The 14,066-nt window shown below is 58.9% G+C and carries 15 protein-coding genes and 1 tRNA gene; 7 read left to right on the forward strand and 9 right to left on the reverse strand.

The annotated features are described in order from the left end of the window. Positions 1-476 precede the first annotated feature (476 nt). Positions 477-1,970: a BCCT family transporter gene (locus ACR0DB_RS00005; protein ID WP_480548033.1), complete on the forward strand. Its 1,494-nt coding sequence runs from the start codon at positions 477-479 to the stop codon at positions 1,968-1,970. Between the two features lie 127 nt (positions 1,971-2,097). Here ACR0DB_RS00005 and ACR0DB_RS00010 read toward each other — a convergent pair. Continuing rightward, positions 2,098-2,183, reverse strand: a tRNA-Leu gene (locus ACR0DB_RS00010). A 143-nt stretch (positions 2,184-2,326) separates the two neighbouring features. Between ACR0DB_RS00010 and ACR0DB_RS00015 the strand changes: the two genes are divergently transcribed. Both ACR0DB_RS00015 and ACR0DB_RS00020 read left to right on the forward strand, forming a co-directional pair. Beyond that, entirely contained in the window at positions 2,327-2,905 is a 579-nt protein-coding gene (locus ACR0DB_RS00015) for a YqaA family protein (protein ID WP_480548035.1), read from the forward strand. Continuing rightward, positions 2,902-3,387 carry a disulfide bond formation protein B gene (locus tag ACR0DB_RS00020; RefSeq protein ID WP_480548037.1) on the forward strand — a complete coding sequence of 162 codons (486 nt, stop codon included), beginning with the start codon at positions 2,902-2,904 and terminating at the stop codon, positions 3,385-3,387. Before ACR0DB_RS00015 ends, ACR0DB_RS00020 begins: the two co-directional genes overlap by 4 nt. Here the strand turns inward: ACR0DB_RS00020 and ACR0DB_RS00025 are convergent. Next, complete coding sequence (locus tag ACR0DB_RS00025; RefSeq protein ID WP_170774178.1) at positions 3,357-3,944, reverse strand: HNH endonuclease; 588 nt, start codon at positions 3,942-3,944, stop codon at positions 3,357-3,359. The genes ACR0DB_RS00020 and ACR0DB_RS00025 overlap by 31 nt on opposite strands. 209 nt (positions 3,945-4,153) lie before the next feature. On the opposite strand from ACR0DB_RS00025, the gene ACR0DB_RS00030 reads away from it, so the two are divergent. Together ACR0DB_RS00030 and ACR0DB_RS00035 are read left to right on the forward strand one after the other, a co-directional pair. Further along, positions 4,154-4,759, forward strand: coding sequence for a pseudouridine synthase (locus ACR0DB_RS00030; protein ID WP_480548039.1), 606 nt, complete (start codon positions 4,154-4,156; stop codon positions 4,757-4,759). A 31-nt stretch (positions 4,760-4,790) separates the two neighbouring features. Then, a complete protein-coding gene (locus ACR0DB_RS00035; RefSeq protein WP_480548041.1) occupies positions 4,791-5,216 on the forward strand; it encodes a VOC family protein in 426 nt (141 codons plus the stop codon). 2 nt (positions 5,217-5,218) lie between these two features. On the opposite strand, the gene ACR0DB_RS00040 is transcribed toward ACR0DB_RS00035, so the two are convergent. The 3 genes from ACR0DB_RS00040 to ACR0DB_RS00050 are packed head-to-tail and all read right to left on the reverse strand — an operon-like array spanning position 5,219 to position 6,860. Next, the gene (locus ACR0DB_RS00040; RefSeq protein WP_480548043.1) at positions 5,219-5,521 is read right to left on the reverse strand and encodes a putative quinol monooxygenase; all 303 of its coding nucleotides are present in this window, start codon (positions 5,519-5,521) and stop codon (positions 5,219-5,221) included. A 44-nt stretch (positions 5,522-5,565) separates the two neighbouring features. Next, positions 5,566-6,231, reverse strand: a complete 666-nt coding sequence (locus ACR0DB_RS00045) for an alpha/beta hydrolase (RefSeq protein ID WP_480548045.1) — start codon at positions 6,229-6,231, stop codon at positions 5,566-5,568. After that, on the reverse strand, positions 6,228-6,860 hold the full coding sequence (locus ACR0DB_RS00050; RefSeq protein WP_480548047.1) for a DNA-3-methyladenine glycosylase family protein: 633 nt from the start codon (positions 6,858-6,860) through the stop codon (positions 6,228-6,230). The genes ACR0DB_RS00045 and ACR0DB_RS00050 overlap by 4 nt, the downstream gene beginning before the upstream one ends. A 97-nt stretch (positions 6,861-6,957) precedes the next feature. On the opposite strand from ACR0DB_RS00050, the gene ACR0DB_RS00055 reads away from it, so the two are divergent. Then, a complete protein-coding gene (locus ACR0DB_RS00055; RefSeq protein WP_480548049.1) occupies positions 6,958-8,184 on the forward strand; it encodes an MFS transporter in 1,227 nt (408 codons plus the stop codon). Between the two features lie 3 nt (positions 8,185-8,187). Here the strand turns inward: ACR0DB_RS00055 and ACR0DB_RS00060 are convergent, their stop codons facing one another. Genes ACR0DB_RS00060 through cysS form a run of 3 tightly spaced genes read right to left on the reverse strand, consistent with a single transcriptional unit; the run spans position 8,188 to position 11,998 of the window. Beyond that, positions 8,188-8,970: a squalene/phytoene synthase family protein gene (locus tag ACR0DB_RS00060; protein WP_480548051.1), complete on the reverse strand. Its 783-nt coding sequence runs from the start codon at positions 8,968-8,970 to the stop codon at positions 8,188-8,190. Next, positions 8,967-10,601, reverse strand: a complete 1,635-nt coding sequence (cimA, locus tag ACR0DB_RS00065) for a citramalate synthase (RefSeq protein ID WP_480548053.1) — start codon at positions 10,599-10,601, stop codon at positions 8,967-8,969. Before cimA ends, ACR0DB_RS00060 begins: the two co-directional genes overlap by 4 nt. Continuing rightward, positions 10,601-11,998: a cysteine--tRNA ligase gene (cysS, locus tag ACR0DB_RS00070; RefSeq protein ID WP_480548055.1), complete on the reverse strand. Its 1,398-nt coding sequence runs from the start codon at positions 11,996-11,998 to the stop codon at positions 10,601-10,603. The genes cimA and cysS overlap by 1 nt, the downstream gene beginning before the upstream one ends. A 260-nt stretch (positions 11,999-12,258) precedes the next feature. Between cysS and ACR0DB_RS00075 the strand changes: the two genes are divergently transcribed. Next, positions 12,259-13,437, forward strand: coding sequence for a pyridoxal phosphate-dependent aminotransferase (locus ACR0DB_RS00075; RefSeq protein WP_480548057.1), 1,179 nt, complete (start codon positions 12,259-12,261; stop codon positions 13,435-13,437). Between the two features lie 5 nt (positions 13,438-13,442). Here ACR0DB_RS00075 and ACR0DB_RS00080 read toward each other — a convergent pair whose 3' ends face one another. Further along, positions 13,443-13,982 (reverse strand): outer membrane protein, encoded by a 540-nt coding sequence (locus ACR0DB_RS00080; RefSeq protein ID WP_480548059.1) that lies wholly within the window; start codon positions 13,980-13,982, stop codon positions 13,443-13,445. Between the last annotated feature and the right edge of the window lie 84 nt (positions 13,983-14,066).

Below are 14,066 nucleotides of genomic sequence, written 5' to 3' on the forward strand. Positions count from 1 at the left end.
CGCCACCCGTCGGATAATAAACGCCCGTTACACCACCCGTGCCAATCGTGATAAACTCCTCAGCATAAGCCGCAGGCGACAAAAATGCGGCAACGACAGAGCCAAGGGCCAGTTTTCTGCTGTGTTTCATTTGAATAACTCCCATGTTTTTATTGTGTTTGAGAGAATTTTCAGAGCGCCTTGGCCGGGCACATGCACAAGCTTTGCACCGTTCAACCTGGCAACAGGGTCAAACATCTGAATTTTCTACGTCTCCCAACTGCTTCGACGTTTCATTCAGAGACCCGGCTTGTCAACCCCCGCCCGCAGCGCAACGTCCTGGCACCGCATATCTGAGGGCCGATGACGAAAATTCCCCTCAGTAGAACGGTCGACCCCCTTTCGGCCGCTACGCAGCGCGACACAGTATGTCCAATGCTTTATTTCAAGCCGGGGATGGGATTAACTAAGCCTAACAGACCAGAAGGTGAAAAAACTTGGAAAACAACGGCCCAAGCCCGCTTTTGATTACTGCGTTGCTCCTCAGTGCCGCGATTGCCGGTTGGGGTCTCGCTGACCCTCAAGGGTTGGGCAGATTGGCTGAAACTGCGGTGGCCACTCAGTTCAACAGCCGCGGCTGGTTCATCATGCTTGAGGTCAGCGGTCTTCTTTTCGTGGCTATTTTCCTTGCCCTGTCCCGCTTTGGCGATATCCGTCTGGGAAGCGACGCGACCGAGCCCGAGTTCTCGACACCCGCCTGGATCGCGATGCTGTTTGCGGCCGGAATGGGTGTTGGGCTGTTGTTTTACGGCGCAGCCGAACCTTTGACTCATTTCGAGGTTCTCAAACAGTACAATAACGATGCCGAAGCCGCCAGCTATGCGATGTTCGTGACCTACCTAAACTGGGGCTTTCACGCCTGGGCGATCTACGGAATTGTAGCGCTTGTCATTGCCTATTTCGCCTATCGTCGGGGTGGGTCAATGTTGCTAAGCGCACCCGTCGTCGAGGCGTTGGGCGATGTACGCTGGACTCGTGCGATGGGATGGATCTTTGACCTCCTGTCCATCGTCGCCATCGCGGTCGGCCTGGCCGGGTCAATGGCAATGGGTGTATTCCAGATACAAACCGGCGTGGCTGGCCTGATCGGAATAGATACGCCCGAGGTCCTGACCTACCCGGTGTTCATTGCGCTTTGTATCGCGTTCATCATCCCGCTACGAAAAGAGCTTGGAGATGGAATGGCGAAACTGTCGAACGCGGCGATGCTGATTGCCGTGGCCATGATGATTTATCTTTTGATTCTGGGCCCGACCTCATTTTTGATGAATGACATTGTCGCCGGATTTGGCCGCTACCTGTTCGAAGTTTTACCCGCTGGATTCTCGACGGCCGAATTTTTTGACGAAACCATCGTAAACTGGTTCCAAAGCTGGACACTGAACTACATGATCTGGTGGCTGGCGTGGTCGCCTTTTGTCGGCATCTTCATCGCCCGGATCTCGCGCGGGAGAACGATCCGAGAATTTCTTGTCGGCGTGATCATAGCACCCACCCTGTTTTCGATACTTTGGTTCGGTATTTTTGGCGGCCTTGGCTTCTATGACGCCCTGCGTCAGGACGGAGCGCTATCGGTTATCAACGCCCAGAATTTGGACGCAACCACGTTTGCCCTGCTGGAACGGTTCCCCTTGGATGCCATCACGCGGGCCGCGACCGTGTTGGCGGCGTTCCTGTTTGTCGTCACTAGTGTCGTCAGCGCCGGCTTCACTCTTGCCATGATCGGAACCGGCGGCGATCAGAATCCCTCGCCGCGTATTCGAACTGTCTGGGGTGCCATTCTCGGAGCGTTGGGGCTTGCGATGATTCTGGTCGGGGATATCGGACTTGTCCGCTCTATCATCGCGCTGTCGGCCATCGCATTTGTCTTCATCGTTCCAGTTCTGGTGATCTGCCTGTTCAAATCCCTATCGCAAGAGGCCCGTTCATGAGCCAAGCCCTGATCGATACCGTTCTGAACGTGAACGTCTTTGCCTATATGGGGTTTCTGATCTGGCTCGTGCTTCGACCCAAGAAATGACCCCTGTTCGGGTAAGGTATCGGAACAATTTGCGGAGGTGGTGCCCAAGGAGAGACTCGAACTCTCACGATGTTACCATCGGGGGATTTTGAATCCCCTGCGTCTACCATTCCGCCACTTGGGCAACGAACACTGGATTAGCGCCCATGGCCCAGAAGGTCCAGAGGCAAAAAACACCGCGCGAAAGGTTTGTTTCACCTGCAAGGTTGACGCCCTACAAAGCGCATGATTTGGCTGGCGGGGAAAGAAACAGGATTTGAGCGTCTGATGCTGCGATCTCTTTACGACTGGACCCTTCGTCTGGCCGAACATCCGCACGCGCTGTGGGCGCTTGCCATTGTGGCGTTCATCGAAAGCTCGTTCTTTCCGATCCCCCCGGACGTGTTGATGATTCCCATGATCATCGCCCGCCCGTCTCGCGCGTGGCTGATTGCCAGTGTCGCCTTGGTCGCCTCGGTTCTGGGGGGAATGTTGGGCTATGCCATCGGGGCATTCTTTTACGAAAGTATCGGTGCACCCATCCTTGAATCCATGGGCAAGGGCCACGCGATGGAGGAGTTCAACACCCGCTTCAACGATTTCGGCTTCTGGGCCGTGCTGGCTGCAGGTGTGACCCCCTTCCCATACAAGGTGATCACCATCATGTCGGGTTGGACAGGGATGCCGCTGGGCACGTTCATTGCAACCTCGATCTTGGCCCGCGCGCTACGGTTTTTCCTGGTGGCGGGTCTGCTGTGGGGCTTTGGCGAGCCCATCCGAGGTTTCATCGAAAAGCGCCTTGGTCTTATGTTCACCCTGTTCATCATTTTGCTCTTTGGCGGCTTTCTGGTGGTGAAATACCTATGACACGACGTACTATGTTGATTTTCTGTGCGGCCGGCGGGTCGGCTGCACTGTTGCTGGGGGCGTGGGGCTTTCAGCATCTGGGCGGTCTGGCACCGTGCAAAATGTGCATCTGGCAGCGCTACCCACATGGGGTCGCTGTCGTGATCGGCGCTTTGGCCTTGGCGCTGCCGCGCTTTGGACTGCTGCCGCTGCTGGGCGCGCTCGCCGCACTGGCCACCTCGGCCATTGGCGTCTTTCATGCGGGGGTCGAGCAAGGCTGGTGGGAAGGTCCGACAAGCTGCACGTCGGGCGATATCGGTGGGATGTCGACCAATGACTTGTTCGATCAGATCATGACCGCACCGCTAGTGCGCTGCGACGATATCCCGTGGCAAATGCTGGGTCTGTCGATGGCCGGATGGAACGCCGTGATCTCGGCCGGGTTGGTGCTGATCTGGCTGGCGGCGTGGCGTCAGAACTCGTCCAGTTCCGCATCCCAGTAAAGGAAGTCGATCCAACTGTCATGCAGGTGATTGGGCGGGAATTTCCGCCCGATATTGCGCAACGCTTCGGCATCGGGCTGACGCGGAGGTTTACGCAAGCTCATCCCCGCCTGCCGCAAGGATTTCGACCCCTTTCGCAGGTTGCAGGGGCTGCACGCCGCCACAACATTCTGCCAACTGGTCACGCCACCTGCGGCGCGCGGCACCACATGGTCAAAGGTCAGATCACCCCGGCTGCCACAATACTGACAGCGGAATTCATCCCTCAGAAATAAATTAAAGCGCGTGAAGGCCACGCGCTTTCTGGGTTTTACGTAATCTTTCAGCACAACAACCGACGGTATTCGGATTTGGGTGCTGGGGCTTCGAACGACCTCGTCATATTCGGCCACGATATCCACCCGATCCAGCCAGGCCGCCTTGATCGCTTCTTGCCAGGGCCACAACGACAGAGGGTAGTAGGACAAGGGGCGATAATCGGCGTTCAAAACCAATGCCGGATGATGCCTCAGCGCACCGGGTTCCCTGACAAATTCGGTCCTGAAGTCTGCGTCCATATCAGAATCGCTCCTCGCTCTGCTCTGCCCGTTTGACATCAGAGCGGGGAACACCCGCCCCGGCCTTAACTTAACTATATATCGTGTTAAAACTCTGACAAGCCCCGAGTTTCCACAATATCTCGGGATTGGTTATTCCGAATCCGTAACAGAGACGTGACGGTTATCCACAGCTTGCGCCGCTGTGTCCTGCACGCTAAGGCGGGCCCATGGCCTGGTTTATCCGATTCAACAAACCTTTTGACGTGCTGCCGCAGTTCACCGACCGCGCCAATGAAGGCTCGCCGCGCAGAACCCTGTCGGATTTCATCGACCTACCCGGTGTCTACCCGGCCGGGCGGTTGGATAAGGACAGCGAAGGCTTGATGCTTTTGACAGACAATGGCCGTCTGCAGGCCCATATCTCGGATCCCAAACACAAGATGGCCAAAACCTATTGGGTTCAGGTCGAAGGGCAGCCCGACTCCGCCGCCCTGAAGGCACTGCGCGACGGGGTTGAGTTGAAAGACGGCGTAACGCGCCCCGCCAAGGCTCGTCTGATGCACGAACCCGAAGGACTATGGCCACGCACCCCTCCAATCCGGGTACGTCAGACGGTGCCGGATTGCTGGATCGAATTGACCCTGCGCGAGGGTAAGAACCGGCAGGTTCGTCGTATGACGGCGGCTGTTGGGCACCCGACCCTGCGCTTGATTCGCGCTCGTATCGGCGACTGGACGCTGGACGGGTTGCAGCCCGGCCAATGGGACAGCCTGCCCGAACCTGCGTTCAACGTGGCCCCACAACGTAAACGCGACCGTCGCCCGCGCCGGTGACAAAAACCGCGATTTGTGATAGGCTTACGCCATGAAGATCACACCAGATATCCCGACCCCCAACGGTATTCTCGAGGCTGCGATCTATGTCGATGATCTGGACGCCGCTGAACGGTTCTATGGTGAGATTCTGGAGTTAGAGAAAATCCAGCGCATTGCCGACCGGCATGTATTCTATCGGGTCGGCGCTTCGGTTCTGCTGGTGTTCAACGCGGACGAGACCGAGAAACCGCCCCAGAACCCAGACTTGCCCGTGCCGCCGCACGGCACGCGTGGACCGGGCCATGTGTGCCTGTCCATGCCGCGCTCGCAGATCGAAGCGATGCGCAAACATCTGTTGGACTGGAACGTGCCAATTGATGCGGAGTTCGACTGGCCTAACGGCGCGCGTTCGATCTATGTGCGCGACCCAGCGGGTAATTCGGTGGAGTTCGCAGAACCCCACCTGTGGGGCTGACCCTAGCTCAGTGGCTGTTTCTCACCACCCACAATCCGGCACACGCTGTTCGAGATCACGCCAACCTCGGCCAGAGCGGCCCGAAACGCAGCCATATGCGTAGTGGCGAAATGCGCCTCTAGCGCGGCTTGGCTTTCCCATTCTTCGTAGACACGAAACAGGTTGGGATGCCCCAGAATCTGGCTGAATTCATAAACGATACAGCCCATTTCCTGCACCGTTTCCGACACCACTTCCTGCGCTGCTTTTGCAGCCTTTTCAACACCTTCTGGCGCGACCTCAACCACTCCTGTGACCACCAGCATTGCCAATCCTTTCTGGTTTAAACTCGTTCAGACCCACATAGGGTTCAAAGGCTCAGCTTATCGCGCATGAAGGCCAGTGCAACGCTGAGGCCATCGGGCGCGATCCCATGGCCGGTGCCCTTCATGACATGGGCGTAGACCTCTTTGAAATCAGCAGCTTGCAGAGCTTCGGCGGCTTCGGGCAGAGACTGAGGCGGAACCACGTCATCCGCGTCACCATGCACCAGAAGGACCGGCATCCGACTGACGGTTTCATCGGGCAGAAGATCGGGCTCCAGCAACCGGCCCGAGAAGGCCACGATCCCGGCGACCGGATCCTCGCGACGCGGGGCGACATACAGGCTCATCATCGTGCCCTGTGAAAACCCGAACAGAACCACCTGTTCAGGTAAAACGTCCTCGTCGACCATCAGCGCGTCAAGGAAGGCGTTGAAATCTTCGACCGCCATCTCCATGCCACGGCGCGCCTCTTCTTCGGAGGAGCCATCGATCCACGGGATCGGGAACCATTGAAATCCGTTGGGCATACCGGGGATTTGCTCTGGCGCATCAGGCGAAACAAACAGCGTGTCCGGCAGGTGTTCACCAAGCGGATCGGCCAGACCCAGCAGGTCGGCCCCGTTAGCGCCATAGCCATGCACAAACACCACGACCGAGCGTGTGTCGCCCGAAACCGGCTCTTTTCGGAGCGCATTCAATACTCTAGTCATCTGATCCCTTCTCGTTCCTTGGCCACCCGGTAATAGGCCCACAGCACCCGCGCAGCAACCGAGCGCCAGGGCGACCACGCCTCGGCCATCTGTCGCAGTTCTTTGTCGGTCGGTCGCTTGGGCAAATCGTAGAGAATACGCGCGGCCTCTTGCAGCGCCAGGTCGCCGGGTGCAATCACATCGGCTCGGCCCAGCGAGAACATGGCATAAATCTCGGCTGTCCAGACCCCGATGCCGGGAACCTCGGTTAAAGTAGCGACCACATCTGCATCGGGAATGTCGCGTAACGCCTTGTAATCAATGCGTGCGCCGGCCAGTGCACGAGCATAACGGATTTTCTGACGGCTCAACCCTACGCCGCGCAGGTCATCATCCGTGGCCCACATGATCTTACGCGGACCGGTCAGTTTCGCCTCTTGCAAGCGCTTCCAGATCGCATTCGCCGAGGCCACACTGACCTGCTGACTGACAATCGCGCTAAGCAGCTGCGCGAACCCATCAGGCTTGCGACGCAGGGGCAACGGCCCCACCTGCTCCATTGCGTAAGCCATGCGCGGGCAGGCATCGCCCAGCCACTCGGCCCCTTCCCGCACGCAGTCATTGGTTTCGATGATACGTCCGACGGACATGCGGGCCCCAACCTGTTTGATTGCGCACACGTTAGGCTGCTTTGCCGCATATGCAACCCGCTTGTACAAGGCGGTTTTCGCGGATACCCATGAGCGCATGACGATGACCGACACCGCCCCCAATGACAGCCAAGCCAAACGTAACGTGGCGGTGCTGGTCGCAGCCCAAGCCATGCTGGGTGCGCAGATGCCAATGGTATTCATCGTCGGCGGGTTGGCCGGTCAATCGCTGGCTACCAATGCCTGTTTGGCAACGCTGCCAATCTCACTGATCGTTCTGGGCTCGATGCTGGCGGCGACACCGATTTCGGCCATCATGCAACGCTGGGGACGACGGACCGGGTTTCTGGTGGGCGCCACGGCGGGCGCGTTTGGCGGGCTGGTTGGGGCCTATGGCCTCTACCTCGGGTCGTTTCCGGTGTTCTTGCTGGGCAGTCTGTTGACCGGTGTCTACATGAGCGCGCACGGGTTCTATCGCTTTGCTGCTGCCGATACCGCGTCCGAGGCATTCCGGCCCAAGGCGATTTCATATGTCATGGCTGGCGGACTGGCGGCCGCCATTATTGGCCCACAGATCGTCAAACTGACTTCGACCGCCTATGTGATTCCGTTCCTTGGCACCTATCTGGCGATCATCGCGCTGAACATCATCGGATCGGCCCTGTTCTTCTTTCTGGATATTCCAACGCCACCGAAAGCAGAAGAAGGCGCATCTACAGGTCGTACGCGCCTTGAGATGCTGAAAACCCCGCGCATCGCCGTGGCCATCATTTGCGCAATGGTGTCCTATGCGCTGATGAACCTAGTGATGACCTCGACCCCGCTGGCTGTTGTGGGATGCGGCTTCTCGGCCAATGATGCGGCGGATGTGGTGACCGGCCATGTGCTGGCCATGTATATCCCCAGTTTCTTTACCGGTCAGTTGATCGCGCGCTTCGGGGTGGAAAAAATCGTCGCCCTTGGCCTTGCCATTCTGGCAGGCGCCGGTGTCGTCGCGCTGCAAGGTGTTGAGCTAGAGAACTTTTTCATTGCCCTGATCCTGCTGGGCATTGGTTGGAACTTTGGCTTTATTGGCGCTACCACGATGCTAGCCGCCTCGCATGACGTAAGCGAGCGCGGGCGGATGCAGGGCCTCAACGACTTGTTGGTGTTCGGAGGCGTGACACTGGCCTCATTGTCCTCGGGCGGGTTGATGAACTGTTCGGGCGGATCCCCGGTTGAAGGGTGGACAGCCGTGAACCTTGCCATGATCCCGCTGCTGACACTGGCCGGAGGCGCGCTGCTGTGGCTAGTCCTGCGCCCGGCCGAGCCGGAAACGGCCTGAAACCTACCAGCGTCCTCGGGCAACATTCCACATCAGTGACGCCCGCCGACGAATTTCGCCTTGCGCCAACGCACCGGCCGCAACGCGCTCGGGCTCTGCAATCGCTTTGCGCAACACCCAATCGGTCTGCCAACCTACGTGCATCGCAGGGCATGCCTCGCGCGAAACACGCGATCTGTTCGCTCGTGCGGATTCTAAACGCTCCAACGCCGATCCCGCCAGCGCCTGCACCCCTGCAGGTGTCCCGTCCAACAATGGGATACGACCGCGTGCTTCAAGTTCTGGGATCGCCCGCAACCAGTTGGCAACGCCTACAGCATAACCAAAATCGCGCAGCACTTGCTCGTCGGCTTCACCCAAGGCTTGCGCCGAAGCGACCATCAGCGACCCTGCGCTTTGATACAGATAATTATCGAAATGCGCCTGATCCTCGAACGGGTCGCGGTAGATATCCCAGCGCCTTACGGCCACATATTCATCCAATGCGAAAGCCAGATGTGGTGATAGAACGCGGGACAAGGGTGTGACGACCTCATGCCTGCGCACCGTGTTGCCTTCGGCAATCTCCTGCAACGCATCCCGCCACCATTGCAGACGCATCTCGGCAATCATGGTTTCCTGCGTGACCCAGGGCGCGCGCGCGACCTCGACATTCAGTGCATAGATCGGGAACAGAACAACCCGCGCGGCAACCGGAGCGGCCATCGCTGCCATGAACCGATCCGGATCGGCGCGATGCACCAGCGCGGCACAGGCCTTTACGTCATCGTCAAAGGCGACGCTCACTCGGCCACCGCAGTCTGTGTTTCGCAATCACGCACCAGCTTCCACTGGATCGCATCCAGCAGCGCCTCGAACGAGGCATCGACTATGTTCGCGCTGACGCCAACTGTGGACCAGCGCCGCCCCTGCCCGTCTTCGCTGTCGATGATGACGCGAGTGACAGCCTCGGTCCCGCCTTGGGTGATGCGCACCTTGAAATCCACCAGCCGCATATCGGACAGCACCTGTGAATATTGCCCCAGATCTTTCGCCAGCGCCTTGGCAAGCGCGTTCACCGGGCCTCGGTCGCTGCCATCCTCATCCAGAGACTCGCTGACCGACAGCTTCTTTTCGCCGTCGACCTTCACCACGACCACAGCTTCCGACAGGCTAACCATCTTGTTATACTTGTTCTTGCGCCGCTCGACCGTGACCTTATAGCGCTTGACCTCGAAGAACTCCGGCAGTTGACCCAGCTCATCCCGCGCCAACAGTTCGAAACTGGCCTGCGCGGTGTCATAGGAATAGCCTTCGGCCTCGCGCTGCTTAATCCTGTCAAGGATACGCCCCAGCGCCGGGTCGGCTTTTTCCACCGACAGCCCCGCCTCGGTCAGACGCTTGCGCAGGTTCGACTGGCCCGCCTGGTTCGACATCGGGATGATCCGCGCATTGCCGACCGCACCGGGGTCGATATGCTCATAGGTCGAGGGATCCTTGAGGATCGCACTGGCGTGCAACCCCGCCTTGTGGGCAAAGGCCGAGGCCCCCACATAGGCCGACTGTTTGCTGGGCACCCGGTTCAAGATATCATCCAGCATCCGGCTGATCCGCGTCAGCCCAGCCAGCGCCTGCGTGCTGACGCCGATGTCAAACTGCGAGGCATAGGGTTCTTTCAGCAACAAGGTCGGGATCAGAGCAGTCAGGTTCGCATTCCCACACCGTTCACCCAGCCCGTTCAGCGTGCCTTGTATCTGCCGCGCGCCTGCGTCGACAGCGGCCAGTGAACAGGCCACCGCGTTTTCGGTATCGTTATGCGAATGAATGCCCAACCGATCGCCAGGCAGCCCTGCGGCAATCACCTCAGACACGATGCGCGACACCTCGGCGGGCAGTGCGCCACCATTCGTGTCACACAGCACGACCCAACGCGCGCCCGTTTCCAACGCAGCCCGGCAGACTTCGACCGCATAGGCGGGATTGTCCTTGTAGCCGTCAAAGAAATGCTCGGCGTCAAACAGCGCCTCGCGCCCCTGCGCCACGATATGCGCGACCGAGGCGCGGACATTCTCAACATTCTCCTCCAGCGTGGTCCCCAACGCGTGGGTCACGTGGTAATCATGCGATTTTCCCACGAGACAGACGGCCTGCGTCCTCGCGTTCATAACAGCGGCCAAAACATCGTCATTCTCAGCCGAACGCCCCGACCGTTTGGTCATACCAAAGGCCGTCAACCGGGCCGAGGTCTTTGGTGCAACCTCGAAAAACGCGCTGTCGGTGGGGTTCGCACCCGGCCAGCCGCCCTCGATATAGTCCACGCCCAACTCATCCAGAGCCTTGGCGATCTGCACCTTTTCAGCGGTCGAGAACTGCACCCCCTGAGTCTGCTGCCCATCGCGCAGAGTGGTGTCGTAAAGATAAAGCCGTTCCTTCGACATTACACGCCCTCCAGCTTGGCAGCGTCAAACCCGGCACCTGGCACAAGCTCCACACCGTCCTTGCTCATCCGCACTTCCAGCCCCGCCGCGACATAGGCCGCCTTCAGCCGGTCAACTTCCGAGAAGTCCTTGCTTTGCATCGCCTGGGCCCGCGCCTCGGCCAGACGCGCCGCATGGCCAGAAAGATCCGCTGAGCCCGTATCGGCCCAAGCGCCCATTTCAGGCTCCAACACCCCCAGAACCTGCGCACTGGCCAACAGGCCCGCTGCGTCACCCTCTGCCGCCAGACGGTGGAGTTCCGCGACAGCCCCCGCCGTGTTCAGGTCATCACTCAGCGCGGCGATCACCGAGGGGGCCGCGCTGGCGGCGGGCTCGATGCCCGCTGTCAGCGCCCGCCACTTGCGCAGCGTCGCCTCGGCCTCGCGGGCCTTCTTCTCGGTCCAATCCATCGGCTTGCGGTAATGCGTTTGTAGGAACACAAACCGGATCACCTCACCCGGAACACCCTGATCCAGTAGATCATGCACAGTGAAGAAATTGCCCAAAGACTTGGACATCTTCTTGCCTTCAACCTGCAGCATCTCATTATGCAGCCAAACCCTCGCGAACTCGCCCTCGGGATGGGCGCAGCAGCTTTGCGCGATCTCGTTTTCATGATGCGGGAACATCAGGTCATTACCGCCGCCGTGAATGTCAAAACTCTCACCCAACAGCTCAAAGCTCATGGCTGAGCATTCGATATGCCACCCCGGACGCCCCCGTCCCCACGGGCTGTCCCAGCCGGGAAGCTCATCGCTCGAGGGTTTCCAAAGGACAAAATCCATAGGATTCTTCTTGTAGGGCGCAACCTCGACCCGCGCCCCTGCAATCATGTCATCAACCGACCGCCCCGAAAGAGCGCCATAACGCTCTTTCCAGCTGTCTACGGCGAACAGCACATGCCCGTCTGCAGCATAGGCGTGGCCTTTGTCGATCAGCCCTTCAATCATCGCGATCATCTGCGGAATATATTCAGTCGCACGCGGCATCTGGTTCGGCTCTAGTGCGCCCAACGCCCCCATATCATGCAGATACCAGCCGATCGTCTCATCCGAGCGTTCCTGCACCAATTGCTCCAACGTGCCCGGTGCGCCGGCCTTTTGACGCGCCAGGGCGGTCGCGTTGATCTTGTCATCCACGTCGGTAAAGTTACGCACATAATTCACGTGATCCGCCCCATAGGTGTGACGCAGTAACCGGTACAGCACGTCAAACACCACCACGGGCCGCGCATTGCCAAGATGGGCGCGGTCATAGACCGTCGGGCCACAGACATACATCCGCACATTATCAGCACTGATCGGCACGAAATCCTCTTTCGTCCGCGTCCGTGTGTTGTGCAGTTTGATCGTGGTCATCGGTCAGCTCCTAGGAACAACGTGGCGTCTCGCGTTGGCGCGGGCTTAGCAACTTGTCTCAGGGATGAAAACGAAAGAAACCGGCCCGCGTGATAAATCAGCAGGAAATGCAGCAGATAATGATGCAGTTCATCGGGTTCATAGGATGTGAGTATCACGCGCGCGCCACCACGCCAAGCCCCTGATTTCCGGCTCTGATCCGATTGACAATCGCAAGTCTCTCTGGCCCAACTCGCGTAAGACCGAGACGGAGACCGGCCATGAAACTGTCGCAGCGGATCACGCAGCTTACCCATGGCGGTAGCGACGGGTGGGGTGTGTTCTATCGCGCCCGCCGGATGATAAGTGAGGGACAAGCGGTTACCGAACTGACCATTGGTGAACATGACATTCGCACCGATCCGTCGATCTTGGCCGAGATGGAACAGTCTGCACGCCAAGGCCATACGGGCTACGCCATGGTGCCCGGCACCGAACTGCTGCGCGAGACGGTGGCCGCCCGCATTCAGACCCGCACCGGAGTCAAAACAACCCGAGACAATATTCTGATCACGCCCGGAGGTCAGTCGGCCCTGTTCGCCGCGCATGTAGCCGTCTGTGACCCCGGTGATGTGGGCCTGTATCTCGACCCTTACTATGCCACCTATCCCGGCACGATCCGAGGGGCCGGAGCGGTTGCGCGTGTGGTTCAAACGACGGCAGAAGACGCGTTCCAACCACGGGCAGACAGGATCGACGCGGCGTCGGAGGGCGCTGTCTCACTTCTGATCAACTCGCCCAACAATCCCACTGGCGTCGTTTATTCGCGCCAAACTTTGGAAGCCGTTGCGGAAGTCTGCCGCAGGCGCGACCTTTGGCTGATCTCGGACGAGGTCTATGACACTCAAGTGTGGGACGGCACGCATATCTCGCCCCGTGCACTGCCAGATATGCTCGCCCGCACGCTGGTAATCGGCTCGATGTCGAAATCCCACGCCATGACCGGATCTCGGTGCGGGTGGGTTGCCGGACCTCCGGATGTGATCGAACACATGATCAATCTGGCCACGCACACGACATATGGCGTTCCTGGTTTCATTCAGGACGCTGCGGTTTTCGCGTTGAACGCAGGCCCCGAGCTTGAGAACCGCATCGCCGCCCCTTTCCGCAGACGTCGCAAGCTGGCGATGGATATTCTGGCCGCGCAAAACACGGTCGGGTTGATTCCAGCCCAGGGCGCGATGTATCTGATGCTGGACATTCGCCCCACCGGCCTGAATGGCGAGGGATTTGCCAATGCCCTGCTGGATACGCACGCGATTGCCGTCATGCCGGGCGAAAGTTTCGGCCAAGCCGCCGCAGGACATATCCGCGTTGCCATGACCATAGACGACGATCATTTTGCCGCCGCTTTGCGGACCATATGCTGCTTTGCAGCGGAGCTGAGTTCAGGGCGATAGTTGAATCAGAACCGGAACGTGGTGCGCAGGTTGAACACGTTGGAATCCAGCCCACCTTCGGATTGGGTGGCGTCGTCAAATTCCTGCCGCAACGCCTCACCACTGATGACGAACCGATCGTTGATCGGGTAAGCAACTCCAATGCCATAAACCGCAGCGGTGTCATCATCCGCCGAGGTCTCGGCCCGCGCAGCGCCAACTACGACATATCCCAAAGCGGAGCCGAAATCGTACCCTCCGCGCAGCTTCAGCCGGGTCGTGCTGTCCAGACTGCCTTCATTTTGGCTTAACCCAAGGGACAGTCGGTTATATTCAAGCTCTCCGCCCAGAACGAAATTGCCGAAATCGAAATCATATCCGACATGCGGGCCAAAGCTGGCATCGCTTCCGCTTGACCCGTTGGGCCCATCCGCATCCGCATAGCCAAAGCTGAAACCAGCATAGGCACCGCTCCAATCCTCAGCCGCAGCGGGGGCTGCGAGGGCCACCAAAATGGAGGCAAGGATTGCGCGGAACAGTTTCATCGCTTTGCGAAAGCCTTTCATAAAAAAATTTTAGTATTCTTCAGAGACTGGCACAGAACTGTATGCAAATGGTTAAAATTCAATTGAGATCACGAAAAGCTGTTA

Source organism: Ruegeria sp. AB6 (assembly GCF_056542685.1).